This window comes from Streptomyces sp. NPDC002513, from assembly GCF_053595355.1.
The window spans coordinates 83,272-101,483 of record NZ_JBSFXK010000012.1 but is presented as its reverse complement, the minus strand read 5'-3'; the positions used below and the strand labels follow the sequence as shown (position 1 = coordinate 101,483).

The 18,212-nt window shown below is 72.0% G+C and carries 16 protein-coding genes; 10 read left to right on the top strand and 6 right to left on the bottom strand.

Annotation, left to right across the window (positions count from 1 at the left end):
* The first annotated feature begins 106 nt into the window (after positions 1-106).
* From ACWD5Q_RS11510 to ACWD5Q_RS11480, 7 genes are all read left to right on the top strand, one after another.
* Complete coding sequence (locus ACWD5Q_RS11510) at positions 107-1,462, top strand: aminotransferase class III-fold pyridoxal phosphate-dependent enzyme (RefSeq protein WP_451426813.1); 1,356 nt, start codon at positions 107-109, stop codon at positions 1,460-1,462.
* A gap of 93 nt (positions 1,463-1,555) precedes the next feature.
* Complete coding sequence (locus tag ACWD5Q_RS11505) at positions 1,556-2,254, top strand: GntR family transcriptional regulator (protein WP_451426812.1); 699 nt, start codon at positions 1,556-1,558, stop codon at positions 2,252-2,254.
* Complete coding sequence (locus tag ACWD5Q_RS11500; protein WP_451426811.1) at positions 2,251-4,755, top strand: dolichyl-phosphate beta-glucosyltransferase; 2,505 nt, start codon at positions 2,251-2,253, stop codon at positions 4,753-4,755. Before ACWD5Q_RS11505 ends, ACWD5Q_RS11500 begins: the two co-directional genes overlap by 4 nt.
* 16 nt (positions 4,756-4,771) lie before the next feature.
* Positions 4,772-5,422: a hypothetical protein gene (locus ACWD5Q_RS11495; RefSeq protein ID WP_451426810.1), complete on the top strand. Its 651-nt coding sequence runs from the start codon at positions 4,772-4,774 to the stop codon at positions 5,420-5,422.
* A 243-nt stretch (positions 5,423-5,665) separates the two neighbouring features.
* Entirely contained in the window at positions 5,666-7,084 is a 1,419-nt protein-coding gene (locus tag ACWD5Q_RS11490) for an SMI1/KNR4 family protein (RefSeq protein WP_451426809.1), read from the top strand.
* A 326-nt stretch (positions 7,085-7,410) separates the two neighbouring features.
* Positions 7,411-7,611 (top strand): hypothetical protein, encoded by a 201-nt coding sequence (locus ACWD5Q_RS11485; protein WP_451426808.1) that lies wholly within the window; start codon positions 7,411-7,413, stop codon positions 7,609-7,611.
* Positions 7,612-7,693: 82 nt separating this feature from the next.
* A complete protein-coding gene (locus ACWD5Q_RS11480; RefSeq protein ID WP_451426807.1) occupies positions 7,694-8,320 on the top strand; it encodes a TetR/AcrR family transcriptional regulator in 627 nt (208 codons plus the stop codon).
* A 274-nt stretch (positions 8,321-8,594) separates the two neighbouring features.
* Here the strand turns inward: ACWD5Q_RS11480 and ACWD5Q_RS11475 are convergent, their stop codons facing one another.
* The gene (locus ACWD5Q_RS11475) at positions 8,595-9,878 is read right to left on the bottom strand and encodes an adenylosuccinate synthase (RefSeq protein ID WP_451426806.1); all 1,284 of its coding nucleotides are present in this window, start codon (positions 9,876-9,878) and stop codon (positions 8,595-8,597) included.
* A 195-nt stretch (positions 9,879-10,073) separates the two neighbouring features.
* Here ACWD5Q_RS11475 and ACWD5Q_RS11470 point away from each other — a divergent pair, with 195 nt between their 5' ends.
* A complete protein-coding gene (locus ACWD5Q_RS11470; protein WP_451426805.1) occupies positions 10,074-10,925 on the top strand; it encodes a diacylglycerol kinase family protein in 852 nt (283 codons plus the stop codon).
* A gap of 54 nt (positions 10,926-10,979) precedes the next feature.
* Here ACWD5Q_RS11470 and ACWD5Q_RS11465 read toward each other — a convergent pair whose 3' ends face one another.
* Positions 10,980-11,477: a GbsR/MarR family transcriptional regulator gene (locus tag ACWD5Q_RS11465; protein ID WP_451426804.1), complete on the bottom strand. Its 498-nt coding sequence runs from the start codon at positions 11,475-11,477 to the stop codon at positions 10,980-10,982.
* A gap of 102 nt (positions 11,478-11,579) precedes the next feature.
* Here ACWD5Q_RS11465 and ACWD5Q_RS11460 point away from each other — a divergent pair, with 102 nt between their 5' ends.
* Both ACWD5Q_RS11460 and ACWD5Q_RS11455 read left to right on the top strand, forming a co-directional pair.
* A complete protein-coding gene (locus tag ACWD5Q_RS11460) occupies positions 11,580-12,542 on the top strand; it encodes an ABC transporter ATP-binding protein (RefSeq protein ID WP_451426803.1) in 963 nt (320 codons plus the stop codon).
* A complete protein-coding gene (locus ACWD5Q_RS11455) occupies positions 12,539-14,149 on the top strand; it encodes an ABC transporter permease (protein ID WP_451426802.1) in 1,611 nt (536 codons plus the stop codon). Before ACWD5Q_RS11460 ends, ACWD5Q_RS11455 begins: the two co-directional genes overlap by 4 nt.
* An 8-nt stretch (positions 14,150-14,157) precedes the next feature.
* Here ACWD5Q_RS11455 and ACWD5Q_RS11450 read toward each other — a convergent pair whose 3' ends face one another.
* From ACWD5Q_RS11450 to ACWD5Q_RS11435, 4 genes are all read right to left on the bottom strand, one after another.
* Complete coding sequence (locus ACWD5Q_RS11450) at positions 14,158-14,751, bottom strand: Uma2 family endonuclease (RefSeq protein WP_451426845.1); 594 nt, start codon at positions 14,749-14,751, stop codon at positions 14,158-14,160.
* Positions 14,752-14,839: 88 nt separating this feature from the next.
* On the bottom strand, positions 14,840-16,060 hold the full coding sequence (locus ACWD5Q_RS11445) for a cytochrome P450 (protein WP_451426801.1): 1,221 nt from the start codon (positions 16,058-16,060) through the stop codon (positions 14,840-14,842).
* Between the two features lie 74 nt (positions 16,061-16,134).
* Positions 16,135-16,809, bottom strand: a complete 675-nt coding sequence (locus ACWD5Q_RS11440) for a response regulator (protein ID WP_451426800.1) — start codon at positions 16,807-16,809, stop codon at positions 16,135-16,137.
* On the bottom strand, positions 16,806-18,152 hold the full coding sequence (locus ACWD5Q_RS11435) for a sensor histidine kinase (RefSeq protein WP_451426799.1): 1,347 nt from the start codon (positions 18,150-18,152) through the stop codon (positions 16,806-16,808). Before ACWD5Q_RS11435 ends, ACWD5Q_RS11440 begins: the two co-directional genes overlap by 4 nt.
* Positions 18,153-18,212: the final 60 nt, after the last annotated feature.

Genomic DNA, 18,212 nt, shown 5'->3' with positions numbered 1-18,212 from the left:
CTCCGCCCCCGGGACCGCCCTGTCGACAGACTGTCGCGTTCCGGGCCCGACCGCAGACAGGACGCCGGTTGTCGCGTCCGGGTGCCGGACTCCTAGGCTCAGGCGCATGACCCCTCAGACCGACCCCCAGGCCGGCGCCGCCGTCAAGGCCGCGGACCGTGCGCATGTCTTCCACTCCTGGTCAGCGCAGGAGCTCATCGACCCGCTCGCCGTCGCCGGTGCGGAGGGGTCGTACTTCTGGGACTTCGACGGCAACCGCTACCTCGACCTCACGAGCGGACTCGTCTTCACGAACATCGGCTACCAGCACCCGAAGGTCGTCGCCGCGACCCAGGAGCAGGCCGCCTCCTTGGTCACGTTCGCGCCCGCCTTCGCCGTCGAGGCGCGCTCGGAAGCGGCCCGGCTGATCGCCGAGCGCACCCCCGGCGACCTCGACAAGATCTTCTTCACCAACGGCGGCGCCGACGCGGTGGAGCACGCCGTGCGCATGGCGCGGATCCACACCGGCCGCCCCAAGGTGCTGTCCGCCTACCGCTCGTACCACGGCGGCACCCAGCAGGCCGTCAACATCACCGGCGACCCGCGCCGCTGGGCCTCCGACAGCGGTACCGCGGGCGTGGTGCACTTCTGGGCGCCGTTCCTGTACCGCTCCCGCTTCTACGCGGAGACCGAGCAGCAGGAGTGCGAGCGGGCGCTGGAGCACCTGGAGGCGACCATCGCCTTCGAGGGGCCGGGGACGATCGCCGCGATCATCCTGGAGACCATCCCCGGCACCGCCGGGATCATGGTCCCGCCGCCCGGCTACCTCGCGGGCGTGCGCGAGCTGTGCGACAAGTACGGGATCGTCTTCATCCTCGACGAGGTGATGGCCGGCTTCGGGCGCACCGGCCGGTGGTTCGCGGCGGACCTGTTCGACGTCGTCCCGGATCTGATGACCTTCGCCAAGGGCGTGAACTCCGGCTATGTGCCGCTCGGCGGCGTCGCCATCTCCGGGCGGATCGCGGAGACGTTCGGGAAGCGGGCGTATCCGGGCGGGCTGACGTACTCGGGGCATCCGCTGGCGTGCGCGGCGGCCGTCGCGACGATCAACCTGATGGCCGAGGAGGGCATCGTCGAGAACGCGGCGGAGCTGGGCGCGTCCGTCGTGGAGCCGGGCCTGCGCCGACTGGCCGAGCGCCACCCGAGCGTCGGCGAGGTGCGCGGGGTCGGCATGTTCTGGGCCCTGGACCTGGTGAGGAACAAGGAGACCCGGGAGCCGCTCGTGCCCTACAACGCTGCCGGGGAGGCGGCCGCGCCGATGGCCGCGTTCGCCGCCGCCGCGAAGGCGAACGGTGTGTGGCCGTTCGTGAACATGAACCGCACGCACGTCGTACCACCGTGCAATGTGACGGAGGCCGAGCTGAAGGAGGGGCTCGGGGCGCTGGACGCGGCGCTGTCCGTGGCGGACGAGTACACGGAGTAGAAAGGGATCCCCGGGTCCCCGAACGCGTAAGGTGGCGTGCTCGTAGACGTATTCGAGCACGCCACCCGTACGTGACGAGGGAGATACCGGACCATGCCCGGCAGCACCGGCAACGGCGCCGTGACCCGCAGCACCCTGCGGCAGCAGGTCGCGGGCGCGCTCCGCGACGAGGTGCTGGCCGGCCGGCTCCAGCCGGGGCAGGAGTTCACGGTGAAGGAGATCGCCGAACAGTACGGCGTCTCCGCGACCCCGGTCCGCGAGGCCCTGGTGGATCTGTCGGCCCAGGGTCTCCTGGAGGCCGTGCAGCACCGCGGCTTCGAGGTGCGCGCCTTCTCCCTCGACGACTACCGCGGCATGATCGAGGCCCGCTCCCTGGTCACGGACGGCCTGTTCCGCCGCCTCCTCGACAACGGCGGCAAAGCCCCGCTGGAGGGCCCCGCCCTCACCGCCGCCCTCGCCGCCGCGCGCCGCCGCGGCGAGGAGGCACAGCGCGCCGCCGCCGCCGGGGACCTGCACATCCTCATCGGCTACGACCTGCGTTTCTGGCGGGAGCTGGCCGTCCTGTACAGCAATCCCTACCTCGCCGACTTCCTGCACCGGCTGCGGGTGCAGTCCTGGGTGTGCGCGGTCCAGCACCTGCGCCGGGTCACCCGGCTCGGCGGCCGCCTCTGGTCCGGGTACACCGGGGTCGTCGACGCGCTCGCCCGCTGCGACACCGCCGCGGCGCGGGCCGAGGTCGCCGCGTACAACACGCACTCCCTCGCCCTGCTCGAGCGGCTGGCCGACGGATGACCCGGGCCGAAGCCTCGGACGTCCTGGAGAACATGCCGGCCGTCTGCCTCGATCTGTCCGTCGTCGTCCCCGCCTACAACGAGGAGGGGCGGCTCGGTCCCACCCTCGACGCGATCACCGGGTACCTGCGCGACAACGGGAACCGCTTCGGCGCGTGGGAGGTCCTCGTCGTCGACGACGGGTCCACCGACGGCACCCGGGACGTCGTCACCGCCGCCTCGGCCCGCGACCGGCGCGTCCGGCTCGTCAGCAGCCCCCGCAACCGCGGCAAGGGCCACGCCCTGCGCCTCGGCGTGCTCGCCTCGGCGGGCCGCCGGGTCCTGGTCACGGACGCTGATCTGGCCGCCCCGATCGAGCAGTTGGAGGTGCTCGACAAGGCGCTGGCCGAGGGGTACTCGGCGGCGGTCGGCTCCCGCTCGGCACCGGGCGCGACCATCGAACGGCACCAGAACCGCGCCCGCGAGCTGCTCGGGCGGGCCGGGAACCTGCTGATACGCCGGATCGCCGTGCCCGGCGTCCGCGACACGCAGTGCGGTTTCAAGCTCTTCGACGGCGACCGGGCCCGCGAGGCGTTCGCCGCGTCCCGGCTCAGCGGCTGGGGCATCGACGTGGAGATACTCCAGCACTTCCGGCGCTCGGACTGGCCCGTGACCGAGGTGCCGGTGCGCTGGGCGCACCAGCCCGGCTCCAAGGTCCGCCCGCTGGACTACCTCCGTGTCCTCGCCGAACTGACCGCGCTCAAGCTCCGCTCGGTCCGCCCCGCCGACCTCCTCGCGGCCGCCGCGTTCCTGCTGATGGCGGTGGTCCTGTACGCGGGCCGCTGGGCGGACCCGAACCACCGCTACCTCGCGGACTCGATGCAGGACCAGAACCAGTGGGAGTGGTTCTTCGCGGTGACGGCCGACAACGTGGCCCATTTCCGCAACCCCCTCTTCACCACCCTCCAGGGGTTCCCCGACGGGGTGAACCTCATGGCCAACACGGTCATGCTGGGGCTGACCGTGCCCTTCGCACCGGTCACCCTCGCCCTCGGCCCCGCGGTGTCCCTCGCCCTGGTGATGACGCTCGGGCTGGCCGCCACCGCCACCGCCTGGTACCGGCTGATCGTCCGGCACGTCGTACGGCACCGGGGCGCGGCTTTCACCGGTGCGGCGCTCGCCGCCTTCGCTCCCCCGATGGTCAGCCACGCCAACGCGCATCCGAACTTCGTCGTGCTGTTCATGATCCCGCTGATCGTCGAGCGGTCGCTGCGGCTGTGCGCGGGCGCGCGGGTGGTGCGGAACGGGATCGTCCTCGGGCTGATGGCCGCGTACCAGATCTTCCTGGGCGAGGAGCCGCTGTTGCTGGCGGCGCTCGGCATGGTGCTGTTCGCGGGCGCGTACGCGGGGTTGCGCCCTCAGGTGGCGAAGACGGCCGTGCGCCCGCTGCTGAAGGGGGTGGCGATCGCCGCCGCGGTGTGCCTCCCGCTGGTCGCGCTACCGCTGTACTGGCAGTTCTTCGGCCCGCAGAGCTACACCCGGGTGCTGCACGTCGGCGACATGGGCAACAGCCCCCGGGCCCTGCTGTCCTTCGCCGAGCGCTCACTGATCGCGGGTGACAGGGCGACGGCGGACGCGCTCTCCCCGAACCCCACTGAGCAGAACGCCTTCTACGGCTGGCCGCTGGCGCTGCTGGCGTTCGCGTTCGTCGTACGGCTGTGGGAGCACGCGCTGGTCAAGGCGCTGGCCTTCACGGCGGGGGCGGCCGCGCTCCTCTCCCTGGGCCCGCGGTTCGGGATCCCCCTCACCGACATGACGGTCCCGGGCCCCTGGGCGCTGCTCGCGGACAAGCCCCTGTTCGAGTCGGTCATCGAAGGCCGGGTCGCGATGGTGTGCGCGCCCGCTCTCGGCATGCTGCTGGCCGTGGCGGTGGAGCGGCTGGCGCACACTCCGCGTCTCGGCCGCCGGTTCGTGGGCCTCACGGCGGTCGCCGCGGCGCTCATCCCGATCGTTCCGGCCCCGCTGAAGTCGGTGGAGCGGGCCCGGGTCCCGGCTTTCATCGCGGACGGGACATGGCGGGCGTACGTCGGTGAGGGCGAGACGCTGGTGCCGGTCCCGTTGCCCGACTCGGGCAACGCGGAGGCTCTGCACTGGCAGACCGCGGCGGGCCTGGAGTTCCGGCTGCCCGGCGGTTACTTCAACGGCCCCTACGGCAGTGAGCGCCTCGGCATCTACGGTGCCTCCCCCCGCTACACCTCCAGCATGCTGCGCGACATCAGCTTCACCGGGGTGGCGCCCGTGATCGGCAAGAACTGGCAGGCGCAGGCACGCACCGACTTCGCGTACTGGCACGCGGGGGTCCTGGTGCTGGCCCCGCAGCAGTACCAGGACCGGTTGCGTGAGACCGTGGACCAACTGGTGGGGCGGCCCGGGAAGTGGGTCGGCGGGGTGTGGGTATGGGACCTGCACGACGACGGGCGTCCGGCCCCCGCGCGCACTACGCTTCCTGCACCACACCGATGACCCGAGGAGCTTACCGTTGGCCTGTGACCTGTGGCTGGTCCCGCTCGTCGACGTGCTGTGCCATACGCCCGACAACCCGTTCGCCGAGGAACTCGCCCTCTACGACAAGGCGCTGGGTGCGGCGGGGCTGCCGCCGGTGCCGGTGTACCAGTACATGCCGGGCCTGACCGGTGAGGTGGCGCCGGTCGCGGGTTTCGACTACGACGCGCTGCACTTCCTGCGCCGCGCCTATCTGCTCCAGGTGTGCGGGCTCGCCGTGACCCCGGTCGACGAACTCGGCGGCGACTACGAGCAGCTCCTGGAGATGTTCGAGTCGACGGCCCAGCAGTCGCACCTGGTGTGGCACTACGACCATGCGGGCGCCTATGTCCCGGTGGACTTCCCGCGCCCCCTGTCGAACGACGAACTCCTCGCGGGCGGCGGCCCGTTGGGTTCCTCCCAAGCGCTGCTGCGGGAGCTGGAGTTCGTCGCTCCGTCGATCGGCATCGACCCGGCGAACCCGCCCGCGCCCCCGGACACGCCGCTCGCCCCCACGGCGCTGGAGGAGCCGGCGCTCCCCGCCCCCTACGACCCGAGCCCCTTCGCCCGGGAGCGGCATGTGTGGCTGGGCCTGCACGCGGCCGCGACCCGGAGCCTCGCCCAGGGCTCGATGATCGTCTTCAGCTGAGGCCGGGCCCGGGCACCCGGGCGGGTGCCCGGGCCCGACCGCTGATCACCCCTGACCCGGCAGCTTGACGGTCCGCACGAGGGGCATGTCCGCGCTGCACGCGTCTGAGTGCCTCGCAGCGCGTCGCCTCCCGCTGGCGCTCGACGTTCTCAGCGACGTGTCGGCGTGCTGTCGCAGCTGTTCGCATTCAGCGGACAGCGTCCTGGCGGCGACATTGTCAGTGGCGGTCCCTAGGGTCACCGCATGGTTGATCAGAGACTCACTGCCGCGGGACTGCACGACTTCGCCACCTGGGCCCCGGTGTTGCGGCTGTTGCGGGACCACGGCGCCGGTCAGCGCTCCGATGCCGCCGCGCGCGCGACGGGGCGCATAGGCCGGAGCAGTTGGAGCCTGCCGCTGGAGTGGCCGCGGCCCAGGCCCGGGAGTGCCGTTCAGGCAGAGGACCGCCAGGAGGAGTTCGATGCGGTGGGGCGGGTGCGTGACGCACTCGAGGCGGCCGGGGTCGACGACGTGTCCTTCTCCGTGGACTTCGCGCCGACCGGGCAGACGACGCTCCGTGTGACAGGGCCGAGCCCCGCCGTCGAGTCCGGCAGCGGCACCGCGCAGCCGGGGGCGTTGATCCTGGTCGACGGCGCGGTGCCCGAGCCCTGGCGCCGGCTGCCGGATCCGGTGCCCGGCGCGGTGCCGGCCCCGACGGCGGACCCGGCGCTGCTGGCTCGCACGGTGCGCGAGCGGGTGCCGGACGCTGTCGGCGCGACCGACGCGGAGATCGCCGCCACGGAGGCACGGCTCGGCGTCGCACTGCCCGAGGAGCTGAAGGCGCTCTACCAAGTCGCCCACCCGAAGTGGGAGCACGGCTCGGAGGCCGGTTACGAGGTGGCGGAGCGGATCGGCAGGGCGGTCGGGGGGGAGCTCTTCCCGCTGGACTCCTTCTACGTCGCCGACGCCGCGTCACGTCCCTCCCCCTGGGACCACGGCGCCATGGAGGCGGTCGTCACCGAGCCCGATGCCGCCGTGCAGGGCCTGGTCGGCTCGCCGGGCTGGATCGTGTTCGGGGACAACGGCGGGGGCGACCGTCTTGCGGTCGACCTGACGCCGGGCCCACGCGGGCACATCGGACAGATCATTCTGATCGGCCACGAGGAGTCCGTCGGCGCGGAGATCGTCGCGGACTCCCTTACGGACCTGGTGCTCGGCCGGTCGCACGGCACACCGCGGGGTTGGCACGGCGAGCAGCCGCCCGTCGTGGCGCACGTCAACATCCGCGGCACGGCGAGCGTCGAGGCCGCTGCCCATCCCGGCCTGGAGGTGCTGTCCATCGGGGTGTGGGACGACGCACCGGTCAGTCTCGCCCCGGTCGTCGGACTGCCGCGGCTGCGCACGCTGTGCGCCTACCCCGGCACGCTCGCCGACCCGATGGAGATCGCCCGGCTCAGCGGCCTCGAGTTCCTGCGGCTCGGCCCACAGGAGTGGCGGGTGCTGCTCGACGCCGGGGCGGTCCCGCGCAGCCTGTCGGCCGCCTCCATCACGGTCCACGGCCGGCAGGATGTGCTGCCGACCGTGGACCTGGCCAACGAGATCCTGGCGCTGTGGGACCGCCCGCAGATCGTCCGCACCGTGCTCAGGGGCGACCTCGGGCCCGCCGTACGGGCCGCCGATTAGGGCCTTCTGGCGGATCGGGCTGGAGAGCGTGACGGGGCTTGAGCACTCCAGTCGGCGAGCGACGGATGCACGCTGGACTCGGCTCTTCCTGGGCGGCCGTTCGCGTATGTGACTCCGGGGAGTGAAGCGCGGTCCGCAGGAGCGGCGTGTGGACGAGGTCGTCGGCGGCCGGGGGCGGTAGCGCCAACTCGGCGGCCGGGTGAAGCCGTGGAGCGCCGGGGCCGGAAGGGACGAGAGGGGGTGCGGGCCGGCAGTGAGGCGCGTGACCCCGTCGGGCCAGGAGCGGTGGGACGTACTGCCGGCCGGGACGAGGAAGCACCTGTGCGGTGAATGCGACCGCACCGCCGCGTCCGTCCCCCGACGACGTCATCGAGGCCGCCACCCGGAAGCTCACCCACAACTGCCTCGCCGCCCCGGGACACATGGTGCGCGCCCCCACCGACGGCTGCCTGGCGGCGACCAGCGCCGCTGGTTCGGCGGGTTGCCGACCGGGTGAACCTCCGCGGGCGGCGTCCCTCACCCAATAGCCCGAAAAACTGCGACACTTTCTCCAGATCTGTCGCACTTTTCCTGCCGGGTACTACCCCCGCCCTTGCCATGCTGCCCGGCATGAGCCGATCGACCCCCTCCGTCTGGCAGCCCGGGACGGGCACGGTGTATCGCGCGACCCTGGACGCGCTGGCCCAGTACGGCCCCCGACGCGTCGGCGTGACGCACGTCGCCCGCCTGGCCCGCTGCAACCGCTCCTACCTCTACCGGAACTGGGCCGGCCCCCAGGTCCTGATCCGTGACGCCACGCTGGCCGAGCTCCAGCGCCTGCTCCATGCGGCCTGCGAGGCACCCGGCCCGCTGCCGCCGCCGCGATGTCTCGCCGTCCTCGTCGTGGTGCGTGCGGCGCGTCTGCTGCGAGAGCACCCGGTGGTGAGGACCATGGCCCTGACCGCCCCGGAGCTGGTGCACGCCGCCGTCCTGTGTCCGACGACCGTCTGGCACCGGACCGCCTGGAACTGGCTGCGCCGGCACGCGACCGGACACCTGCCCGCGGGCCCCACGCAGGACGCGGTCACGCTCGCCGTCCTCACCACCGCCCTGCCCTACGCGCTCACGCCACCGCCCGAGATCCCGGATCCCGCCGCGGAGCGCGAGGCCGTCGACCGACGGCTGAGTCCGGCCCTGCACTCCTGCCTCGGTCTCCCGCCCTGCTGCCCGGACTGCGCGGACGGTCCGGCCCGCTAGAACACCGCCGCCCCGTCCCGCGTCAGCAGGTCCAGGCGCAGGGCCTTGCGGCTGCCCGGTGTGGTGAAACCACAGGCTGAGCAGCGCAGGGAGGTTCCGGGGCCGGGGCCGGGGCCGTCGGCGGCTGGACCTCGTATCCCGGGCGAAGCCCGGCGAGAAGGACGCCACGGTTGCAGATCGGCACGGTCGTCCTACTGCTACGACGACGTCGAGGGCAGCGGTGCGCCCCCGGCGGTCCGGGACCGGCCGGGGGCGCAGGGGCCTGACGCGCGCTCTACAGGAACGAGTTGATCTCGATCGTCTCGTCGCGGCCCGGGCCTACGCCGATCGCCGAGATCGGGGCGCCCGACATCTCCTCCAGGGCCCTCACGTATCCCTGGGCGTTCTTGGGGAGGTCGGCGAAGGTCTTGGCCTTCGTGATGTCCTCCTGCCAGCCGGGGAGGTACTCGTAGACCGGCTTCGCGTGGTGGAAGTCCGTCTGCGAGTAGGGGAGCTCCTCGACCCGCTTGCCGTCGATCTCGTACGCGACGCAGACCGGGATCCGCTCCCAGCCGGTCAGCACGTCGAGCTTGGTGAGGAAGAAGTCCGTCAGGCCGTTGACCCGGGTCGCGTAGCGGGCGATCACCGCGTCGAACCAGCCGCAGCGGCGGTCCCGGCCGGTGGTGACACCGCGCTCGCCGCCGATGCGGCGCAGAGCCTCGCCGTCCTCGTCGAAGAGCTCGGTCGGGAAGGGGCCGGAACCGACTCGGGTCGTGTACGCCTTCAGAATGCCGATGACCCGGCTGATCTTCGTCGGGCCGACGCCGGAGCCCGTGCAGGCGCCGCCCGCGGTCGGGTTCGACGAGGTGACGAAGGGATACGTGCCGTGGTCGATGTCCAGCAGGGTGCCCTGGCCGCCCTCGAACAGGACCACCTTGTCGTCGTCGAGCGCCTGGTTGAGGAGCAGGACCGTGTCGGCGACGTAGGGCCTGATCTTGTCGGCGTAGCCCAGCAGCTCCTCGACCACCTGGTCCACGGCGATCGCGCGCCGGTTGTACAGCTTGGTGAGGACCTGGTTCTTGACCTCGAGGGCCGCCTCCACCTTCTGGGTCAGGATCGACTCGTCGTAGAGATCCTGGACCCGGATGCCGATGCGGTTGATCTTGTCGGCGTAGGTCGGACCGATACCCCGGCCGGTGGTGCCGATCTTGCGCTTTCCGAGGAAGCGCTCCGTCACCTTGTCGACGGTGACGTTGTACGGAGTGATGATGTGCGCGTTACCGCTGATCAGGAGCTTGGACGTGTCGACGCCGCGCTCGTTCAGACCGCTCAGCTCGGAGAGCAGGACCGACGGGTCGACGACGACGCCGTTGCCGATGACGGGCGTACATCCGGGCGACAGGATTCCGGAGGGAAGGAGGTGCAGCGCATACTTCTGGTCGCCCACGACGACCGTGTGGCCGGCGTTGTTGCCACCCTGGTAGCGCACTACATAGTCCACCGAGCCACCGAGCAGGTCGGTGGCCTTCCCCTTGCCCTCGTCACCCCACTGAGCACCGAGCAGCACAAGTGCGGGCACGCGCGTACACCCCTTCCGGGCGGGGCATGTCCAAGGTCTGGGGCGCACACGGAGGGTCCACCGCCGTGTGCACCGCGGCCGTCGTTGGCCGCAAACCGTCGGACCGGATGCCCCGGAATAGACGAAGCCCCTGGCGCAATAGCGCAAGGGGCTCTTGCACAAAGATGCTACCCGAGGAAGCGAGGCAGGACCGAGGTGGCGACTTCCGACCAGCTCCTCGTGGTCATCGACCCGGTCGCCCGTCACAGCGACGGCGAGTCCGTACGGATCGCGAAAGACGTGCTCAGCGCACGTGTGGCGACGAAGGTGTGCCTCCCGGACGGTCCGGAGGAATTCGCCCGGGCACTGGATCGCCGGGGCTCGCGGCGGCCGGTGGTCGTGGGCGACGACCGGGCACTGCTGCGCGCGGTGACCCTGCTGCACCGGCGGCGGGAGCTGGGCACCACGGCCCTGTCGCTGGTCCCGGTCGGGGCCGCGCTGTCGCTGGCGCGGACCCTCGGGGTGCCGACGGGGGCGGTGGCGGCGGCCCGGGCCGTTCTGGACGGAGCGGAGCGGCGGCTGGACCTGCTGGCCGACGACAGCGACGGGGTGGTGCTCGGGGAACTGCGGATACCGGCCGTGCCGTCGGTGCCGTCCCCGTACGACGGGGCGCACCTCGGCGAGGAGGCCGCGTCCGCGCGGCCGTGGGTGCGCATGCGCCAGTCGCTGGTACGGACACTGGCCCGCCCGCCCCGGCCCGCCTCCCCGCCCTCTCCCGGGCCCGCCCGGCTGCGGGTCGAGGTCGACGGGCGGACGCTGGTGGATCTGGACCAGCCGGTGGCCGGGCTGTCGGTGACGCCGGACTCCTCCGGGGCGGCGCTCGTGGAGGTACAGCCGGCGTCGGTGGGCGCGCAGGCGTCACCGCTATCGGCGCGGGGGCGGATCGTGACGGTCTCCGGGGCGGACTTCCGCTACCGGGCGGACGCGGTGGTGCGCGGGCCGGTGCGCAGGCGGACGTGGACGGTGTGGGAGGGGGCCTGGGTGCTCACGGTGCCGGCTTCTTCGTAGCCGGCCCGTCGGGGGCCTGGAAGCCGTCGGTGCCGAGGACACATCCGGTTTCCCTCAGTCCCGGCCGAACGTCCTGTCCCGGTGCACCTGCCAGCGTTCCATCATCGCCTCGATCTCGCCCTCGACGAACTCGAAGAAGGCGAGGGTCTCCGCAAGCCGCATACCCGCCGGGGTGTCGGCGCCCAGGCTGGTGACCCCCTCGCGCAGGGCCCCCTCCCAGCGCTTCACGACGGCCTCGCGATTGGTCAGCGCCTCGTACCACTGGTCGCTGTGCACCCGGTACCGCTCCCGGCGCGAACCGGGCTCCCGCTCTCGCGACACCAGATGCACCTGCGCCAGATAGCGCACCGCCCCGGACACCGCCGCCGGGCTGATCCGCAACTGCTCGCCCAGCTCAGCCGAGGTGAGGGTGCCGGTGTCGGAGGCGAGCAGCGCACCGAAGACCCGGCCCGGCATGCGCGGCATGCCCGCCTCGACGAGCTGCGCGGCGAACTGTTCCACGAACCGCGAGACCGACTCCGGATCCCGCTCCACCGCCTTCGGCTCCGTCATCCCTGGATCATCTCCCCTGGCCGGCACCGTCACCGAGTCTACCGAGAATTTACAGCCTTCCTTAACTTCACAATTTTCTGAAGATAGCGTACGTTCCGGAGCATGACGAAGGCCAACCTCGCCATCGAGGTATCCGGACTGCACAAGTCGTTCGGCAGGACCCACGCGCTGGACGGTCTCGACCTGGCCGTCGAGGCCGGCGAGGTCCACGGCTTCCTCGGCCCGAACGGCGCCGGGAAGTCCACCACCATCCGAGTCCTGCTGGGCCTGCTGCGGACCGACTCGGGCGCCGCCCGGGTCCTCGGCCGCGACCCGTGGGCGGACACCGTCGAACTGCACCGCCGGATCGCCTACGTCCCCGGGGACGTCACCCTGTGGCGCAATCTCTCCGGCGGAGAGGTCATCGACCTGTTCGGCCGGCTGCGCGGCGGGCTCGACCGGGAGCGCCGGGCGGAGCTGATCGAACGGTTCGAACTGGATCCGACCAAGAAGGGGCGGACGTACTCCAAGGGCAACCGGCAGAAGGTCGCCCTGGTCGCCGCCTTCGCCTCGGACGTGGACCTGCTGATCCTGGACGAGCCGACGTCGGGCCTCGATCCGCTGATGGAGGAGGTCTTCCAGACGTGCGTCGAGGAGGAGCGGGCGCGCGGCCGGACGATCCTGCTGTCCTCGCACATCCTCAGCGAGGTCGAGCAGCTCTGCGACCGGGTGAGCATCATCCGCAAGGGCCGGACGGTCGAGAGCGGCTCGCTCGCCGACCTGCGCCATCTGACCCGTACCAGCGTCCAAGCCGAACTCGCCGGGCCGCCGGGCGGACTGGCCCGCCTGCCCGGCGTCCACGACCTCGACGTGCAGGGCCACCGGGTCAGGCTCCAGGTCGACACGGACAAACTGGACGCGGTGCTGCGGTCGCTGAGCGAGTCGGGGGTGCGGTCTCTGACGTCGACGCCGCCGACGCTGGAGGAGTTGTTCCTGCGGCACTACCAGAACGAACCGGCCGCCGCCGAGGAGACGGTGGAAGCACCGGCCCGTTCACGCACCGCCGAGCGCCTGGGGGAGCGATGACCACCGTGACGACGACGTTCGCGGCACGGACCGGCGGATCGCGTCAACTGGCCGGTACCGGAACGCTGCTGAGGTTCGCCCTGCGCCGGGACCGGCTGATGATCCCCCTCTGGGTCGCGGTCAACGCCCTGATGGTGCTGTCGATGCCGGGCACCCTCAAGGGCCTGTACGGCACGGCGGCCGAACGCGCCGGCCTGGCCGCCCAGATGACCGCGAACAGCTCGCTGCGCGCGATGGTCGGACCGGTCTTCGGCCAGTCGCTCGGCGCGCTCACCGCCTGGCGCATCGGCGTCTACGCCGGGCTGCTGGCCGCGGTGACGACCCTGCTGGTCGTCGTACGGCACACCCGCGACGAGGAGGAGAGCGGACGCCAGGAGCTGATCTCGTCGGCGATGGTGGGGCGGCGCGCCCCGCTGACGGCGGCGCTGCTCGCGGCGGCGGTCGCGTGCGCCGCCCTGGCCCTGGTGATCACCGCCGGTCTCGCGGGGCAGGGCGCCGCGGGAGCGCTGGCGCTGGGGCTGGGCGTCGCCGGAGTCGGGCTGGTGTTCGCCACGATGACGGCGATCATCGCGCAGCTGACGGAGAGCGCACGCCTGGCGCGCGGGCTGACGAGCGCGGTGCTGGGCGCGGCCTTCGTGCTGCGCGCGGCGGGCGACGCCGGATCAAGCGACGGCTCGTCCGTGCTGACCTGGCTCTCTCCGCTCGGCTGGCTGGAGAACCTACGGCCCTACGCCGCCGAACGCTGGTGGGTGCTCCTGCTGTTCGCCGGGGCGGTTCTCGTCCAGTGCGCGGTGGCGTACGCCCTCGCCGGGCGCCGGGACATCGGCATGGGCTTCCTGACCGTGCGGCCCGGGCCGGCCACGGGCCGCCTCGGCTCGGCCGCCGCTCTGGCCTGGCGGCTGCAGCGCGGCGGCGTGCTGGGCTGGAGCCTCGGCTTCCTCCTCGCCGGGGTCGTCTACGGCGGGATGACGGACGGCGCGACACAGCTGGTCGGCGACAACGACAAGGCCCGCGAGATCTTCCGGCGCATGGGCGGCCAGGCCGGACTGACGGACACGTTCCTCGCCGCACTGGTCGGCTTGATGGGCCTGGTCGCGTCCCTGTACATCGTCGCCTCGGTCCTGCGGCTGAACGGCGAGGAGACCTCGGGGCGGGCGGAGGCGGTGCTGGCGAACGCGGTGGGACGGCTGCGCTGGGCCGCCGGTCATCTGGTGATCGCCTTCGGCGGCGCGGCGCTGCTCATGCTGCTGGCGGGCCTGGGCTTCGCGGCGGGCTACGGCAAGGAGACCGGTCCGATCCTGGGCGCCTGCCTGGTGCAGCTCCCGGCGGTGTGGGTGATCGGCGGGCTGGCGGTCCTGCTGTACGGGGTACTGCCGCGGGGCGCGGTCGCGGCGTGGGGCCTGGCGGGCGCGGCGCTGCTGATCGGCTGGGTGGGACCCGCGCTGAACCTTCCGCAGGCGGTGCTGGACCTCTCCCCCTTCGGACATCTGCCGAAGCTGCCGGGCGGGGAGATGAACTGGCCGCCGGTGCTCGTGCTGACGGGCCTCGCGGTGGTGCTGGTGGCCGGGGGGCTGGCGGGGTTGCGGAGGCGGGACCTGAGCGGCTGAGGGGGCCGTCAGTCGGCCCAGCGCTTCAGCTCCTCGGTATCGAGTTCGATGCCGACGGGGGCGGGAAGGGTGACTTTCTCGCCGAACTTCACCGTATGAGTGACCCGGTATCCGTCCTCCGGGTCGGGGTGGCTGTGCACGACAACTGAGAGGTAGTCCCGATCGATCAGCAAGTAGACGGGGATGCCTACCTCCGCGTAGGCGCGAGGCTTCTCCACACGGTCGCGATTGTGCGTATCCGAGTCGTACGACGTGACCTCGACCGCCATCAGTACGCCTTCGGGGTCCGCCCAGTCGCCCTGCCCCGTGAAGTGCCCCACCGGTGTCAGCACCGCATCGGGCAGCGCCCGGCCCTTGCGATAGGCCTCCACCTGCAACCCCTGAGTCGGGTTGAGGTTGAGCTCGGGCCGGGACTGCATGCACTGGCGGATCAGCCACATGATGATCTCGCCGTGGTTGCCGTTCGTCACCTTCTTGAGTCCGATCCGTCCGTCGATGAGTTCGAACCTGACGGTCTCGTCCTCACGGGCGGTGAATTCGGCGATGCGCTCAAACAAGTCCACCGGCATCTGAGACAACGCGTGCTCTGCCATAACCGTCATGGTGCCTCCCTCCGCAGGCACGCACCAGCCTGCCGGGCCGCCGATGGCCACCGCCCCGGATCACCCACATGATCATCCGAACGGGTGATCAGCCGATCTCCACGCTCAGCCCCTGAAGCCCCCGGATCACGAAGTTCGGCTTCCGCTCCGGCTCCGCCGCCGGCCGCAGCGTCGGCGCCTTGTCCAGCAAAGCCGTCATCGACGCCACCAGTTCGATCCGGGCGAGCGGCGCGCCGATGCAGTAGTGGATGCCCGCGCTGAAGGAGATGTGCGGGTTGTCCCGGCGGGTCAGGTCCAGTTTCTCGGGCGCGTCGAACACCGCCGGATCATGGTTCGCGGAGCCGAACAGCATCGCGATCTCCGCGCCCCGGGGGACGGTCGTGCCGTCGATCTCGATCTCGTCCAGCACCCAGCGCTCGAAGAGCTGGAGCGGGGTGTCGTAGCGCATCAGCTCCTCCACCGCCGACGGGACGAGCGAGTGGTCGGCGCGCAGGGCCGCGAGCTGGTCCGGGTGGCGGAACAGTGCCCACCAGCCGTTCACCGTCGCGTTCACCGTCGCCTCGTGTCCCGCGTTCAGCAGCAGCACACAGGTCGAGATCATCTCCTGCTCGGTGAGCCGGTCCCCCTCGTCGTGCGCCGCGATCAGACCCGAGATCAGGTCCTCGCCGGGGTCCTTCCGCCGCGCCGCGATCAGCTCGCGGAGATAGTCGGAGAACTCGACCGACGCCCGCACCGCCTTGTGCGCCGTCTCCTGCGACGGGTTCAGCTCGTACATCCCGCAGATGTCCGCCGACCAGGGCCGCAGCAGCGCGCGGTCCTCCTCCGGGACGCCCAGCATCTCGGCGATCACCGCGACCGGCAGCGGCTCGGCGACATCCCTCAGCAGGTCGCCGCCGCCCGCTTCCACCAGCCGGGACACCAGCTCGCCGGCCAGCTCCCGCACATACGGTCCCAGCCGCTCCACCGTCCGCGGCGTGAACGCCTTCGACACCAGCCGCCGGATGCGGGTGTGGTCCGGCGGCTCCAGGTCGAGCATGCCGTGGTCGTTGAGGGTGTGGAACGGCTCGTGCTCGGGCGGCGGCGCCGTCCGGCCGAAGTCCTCGTGGGTGAAGCGGTGCTGGTACGTCCGGCCCAGGCGCCGGTCGCGCAGCAGTGCCGACACCTCCCGGTGGTGCGGGACCAGCCACTGGTCGGTGGGCTCGTAGTAGAACACCCGGCCGAGCGCGCGCAGCTCGGCGTAGGCGGGGTACGGGTCGGCGAGGAACGCCGGGTCCCACGGGTCGAACGCGAGGTCGGTTGGAGCTGCCATGCCCGGACGCTAGCCCGGTCCGCCCCTGTCTGACCAGAGGTGTCCGTGTCTCACCGGCCGCGGCCCCGGCGGGGTCATCCCGGTGTCACCAGTCTCGCCTCGTACGCGAACACCGCCGCCTGGGTGCGGTCCCGCAGGCCCAGTTTCACGAGGATGCGGCTCACATGGGTCTTGATCGTCGACTCGGCGACCACCAGGCGCTCGGCGATCTCCGCGTTCGACAGGCCCTGCGCGATCAGCACCAGAACCTCCGTCTCCCGGTCGGTCAGATCCCCGTACGCCCCCTGCCCGGCGGGGGCCGGGCGCGGTTTCCCGGACAGCTTCGCGAACTCCGCGATCAGCCGCTTGGTCACCGAGGGCGCCAGCAGGGCCTCGCCGGAGGCCACCACACGGACCCCGTCGGCGAGCTGCCGGGCCGAGGCGTCCTTGAGCAGGAAGCCGGAGGCCCCCGCCCGCAGCGCCTGGTACACATACTCGTCGAGGTCGAACGTCGTCAGCACCAGCACCTTCGCCGTGCCGTCCGCGGCGACGATCTGCCGGGTCGCCTCGATGCCGTTCAGCTCCGGCATACGGATGTCCATCAGCACGACGTCCGGGGACAGTTCGCGGACCCGCTCGACCGCCTCCCTGCCGTTGACCGCCTCCCCGACGACCTCGATGTCGGGCATCGCCCCGAGCAGCACCGAGAAACCCTCCCGGACCATCATCTGGTCGTCGGCGATCAGTACCCGGATGGTCCCCCTGGTCACGCGGCGCCCTCCGCCGTCGGCACCGGCAGGAACACCGTCACCTCGTACCCTCCGTCGTCCGTCTCCCCCGCCGTCATCTCCCCGTTCAGCATCGAGACCCGCTCGCGCATGCCCGTGATGCCGTGCCCCGCGCCGTGCGTCGACTTCTTCAGCGGAACGTGCGCCGCCTGGCCGTTGACGATGCGCAGGCCCAGCCCGCCGAGCACATAGCCCAGCTCCACGCGGGCCGTGGCGCCCGGTGCGTGCCGCAGGGTGTTGCTGAGGGCCTCCTGGACGATGCGGTACGCCGACAGCTCGACGCCCTGCGGAAGCTCCCGCACCGCGCCCGTGACCACCTTGTCCACGGCCGGGCCGGCCTCCCGCACATTCGCCAGCAGGGCGTCCAGATCGGCCAGGGTCGGCTGCGGGGCGTCCGGGGCCTCGTAGTCCTCCGCCCGTACGACGCCCAGCACCCGGCGCAGCTCGGTGAGGGCCGCCACCGCGTTCTCCCGGATGGTGGCGAAGGCCTTCTCCAGCTCCGGCGGCGGGTTCTCCACCCGGTAGGGCGCGGCCTCCGCCTGGATGGCCACCACCGACATATGGTGGGCGACCACATCGTGCAGCTCGCGGGCGATCGTGGTGCGCTCCTCCAGCAGGGTGCGCCGGGAGCGCTCGTGCGCGGTCTCGGTCTGCTGGGCGGTCACCTCCTGCTCCGCGTCCCGGCGGACGTGCCAGACGGTGACGGCCAGCAGGGCGAGGGCGGAGACCACCAGCATGGCCGACGTGTCGCCGCCGAAGTGGTTCCAGCCGAAGCCGGTCTGGGCGGTGAAGCCGTAGGCCGCGGTGACCAGCCACATCCACGCCGCCGTGCGCGGCCGGGTGCGTATCGCCACCACCGTCAGCACCGTCAGATGGGAGAGGAAGCTGCCGGGCGACCAGGGCCAGGCGCTCCAGTAGGAGCCCACGACGGCGGAGGCCGTGGTCGCCGCGAAGGACAGCCAGAACGCCCCGACCGGGCGGACCAGTGTCAGCAGCACGGGGACCAGGGCCAGCAGAGCGCTCAGCGGTCCGGTCATGCCCCCGTCGCCGCCGGCCAGGGCGGCCAGCATCGCCACCGCTCCGGCACCCGCCACCACGATGTGCCGGCTCCAGGCCCTGTACCCGCGCATACGGCCGGACAGCCGCCCGCGCGGCGGCCCGTCGACGCTCTTCGGCGGCAGCGGGCGGTAGGCGAACGCGTCGTGGAACAGGTCCTGCCGCAGCCCGCGCAGGGCCTCCACGGCCGCCCGGTACTCCGGGCTGCGCGGGATGTACGGGCGGAACGCGTCGTCCGGCGTCGTCTGCGTCTGGGTCGTCTCGGTCACGTGAAGACGGTAGGCCCGCGAACGGGGCGGAGTCGTCACCAGTGAGGGGGGTCCTCGGGG

What these genes read in the sequence shown, in the direction of transcription:
- ACWD5Q_RS11465 (WP_451426804.1), bottom strand. Translation starts at nt 11,477, where the DNA reads ATGACGGAGCCGAAGGCGGTGGAGCGGGATCCGGAGTCGGTCTCGCGG.
- ACWD5Q_RS11505 (WP_451426812.1), top strand. Translation starts at nt 1,556, where the DNA reads ATGCCCGGCAGCACCGGCAACGGCGCCGTGACCCGCAGCACCCTGCGG.
- ACWD5Q_RS11480 (WP_451426807.1), top strand. Translation starts at nt 7,694, where the DNA reads ATGAGCCGATCGACCCCCTCCGTCTGGCAGCCCGGGACGGGCACGGTG.
- ACWD5Q_RS11500 (WP_451426811.1), top strand. Translation starts at nt 2,251, where the DNA reads ATGACCCGGGCCGAAGCCTCGGACGTCCTGGAGAACATGCCGGCCGTC.
- ACWD5Q_RS11445 (WP_451426801.1), bottom strand. Translation starts at nt 16,060, where the DNA reads ATGGCAGCTCCAACCGACCTCGCGTTCGACCCGTGGGACCCGGCGTTC.
- ACWD5Q_RS11450 (WP_451426845.1), bottom strand. Translation starts at nt 14,751, where the DNA reads ATGACGGTTATGGCAGAGCACGCGTTGTCTCAGATGCCGGTGGACTTG.
- ACWD5Q_RS11490 (WP_451426809.1), top strand. Translation starts at nt 5,666, where the DNA reads ATGGTTGATCAGAGACTCACTGCCGCGGGACTGCACGACTTCGCCACC.
- ACWD5Q_RS11510 (WP_451426813.1), top strand. Translation starts at nt 107, where the DNA reads ATGACCCCTCAGACCGACCCCCAGGCCGGCGCCGCCGTCAAGGCCGCG.
- ACWD5Q_RS11460 (WP_451426803.1), top strand. Translation starts at nt 11,580, where the DNA reads ATGACGAAGGCCAACCTCGCCATCGAGGTATCCGGACTGCACAAGTCG.
- ACWD5Q_RS11455 (WP_451426802.1), top strand. Translation starts at nt 12,539, where the DNA reads ATGACCACCGTGACGACGACGTTCGCGGCACGGACCGGCGGATCGCGT.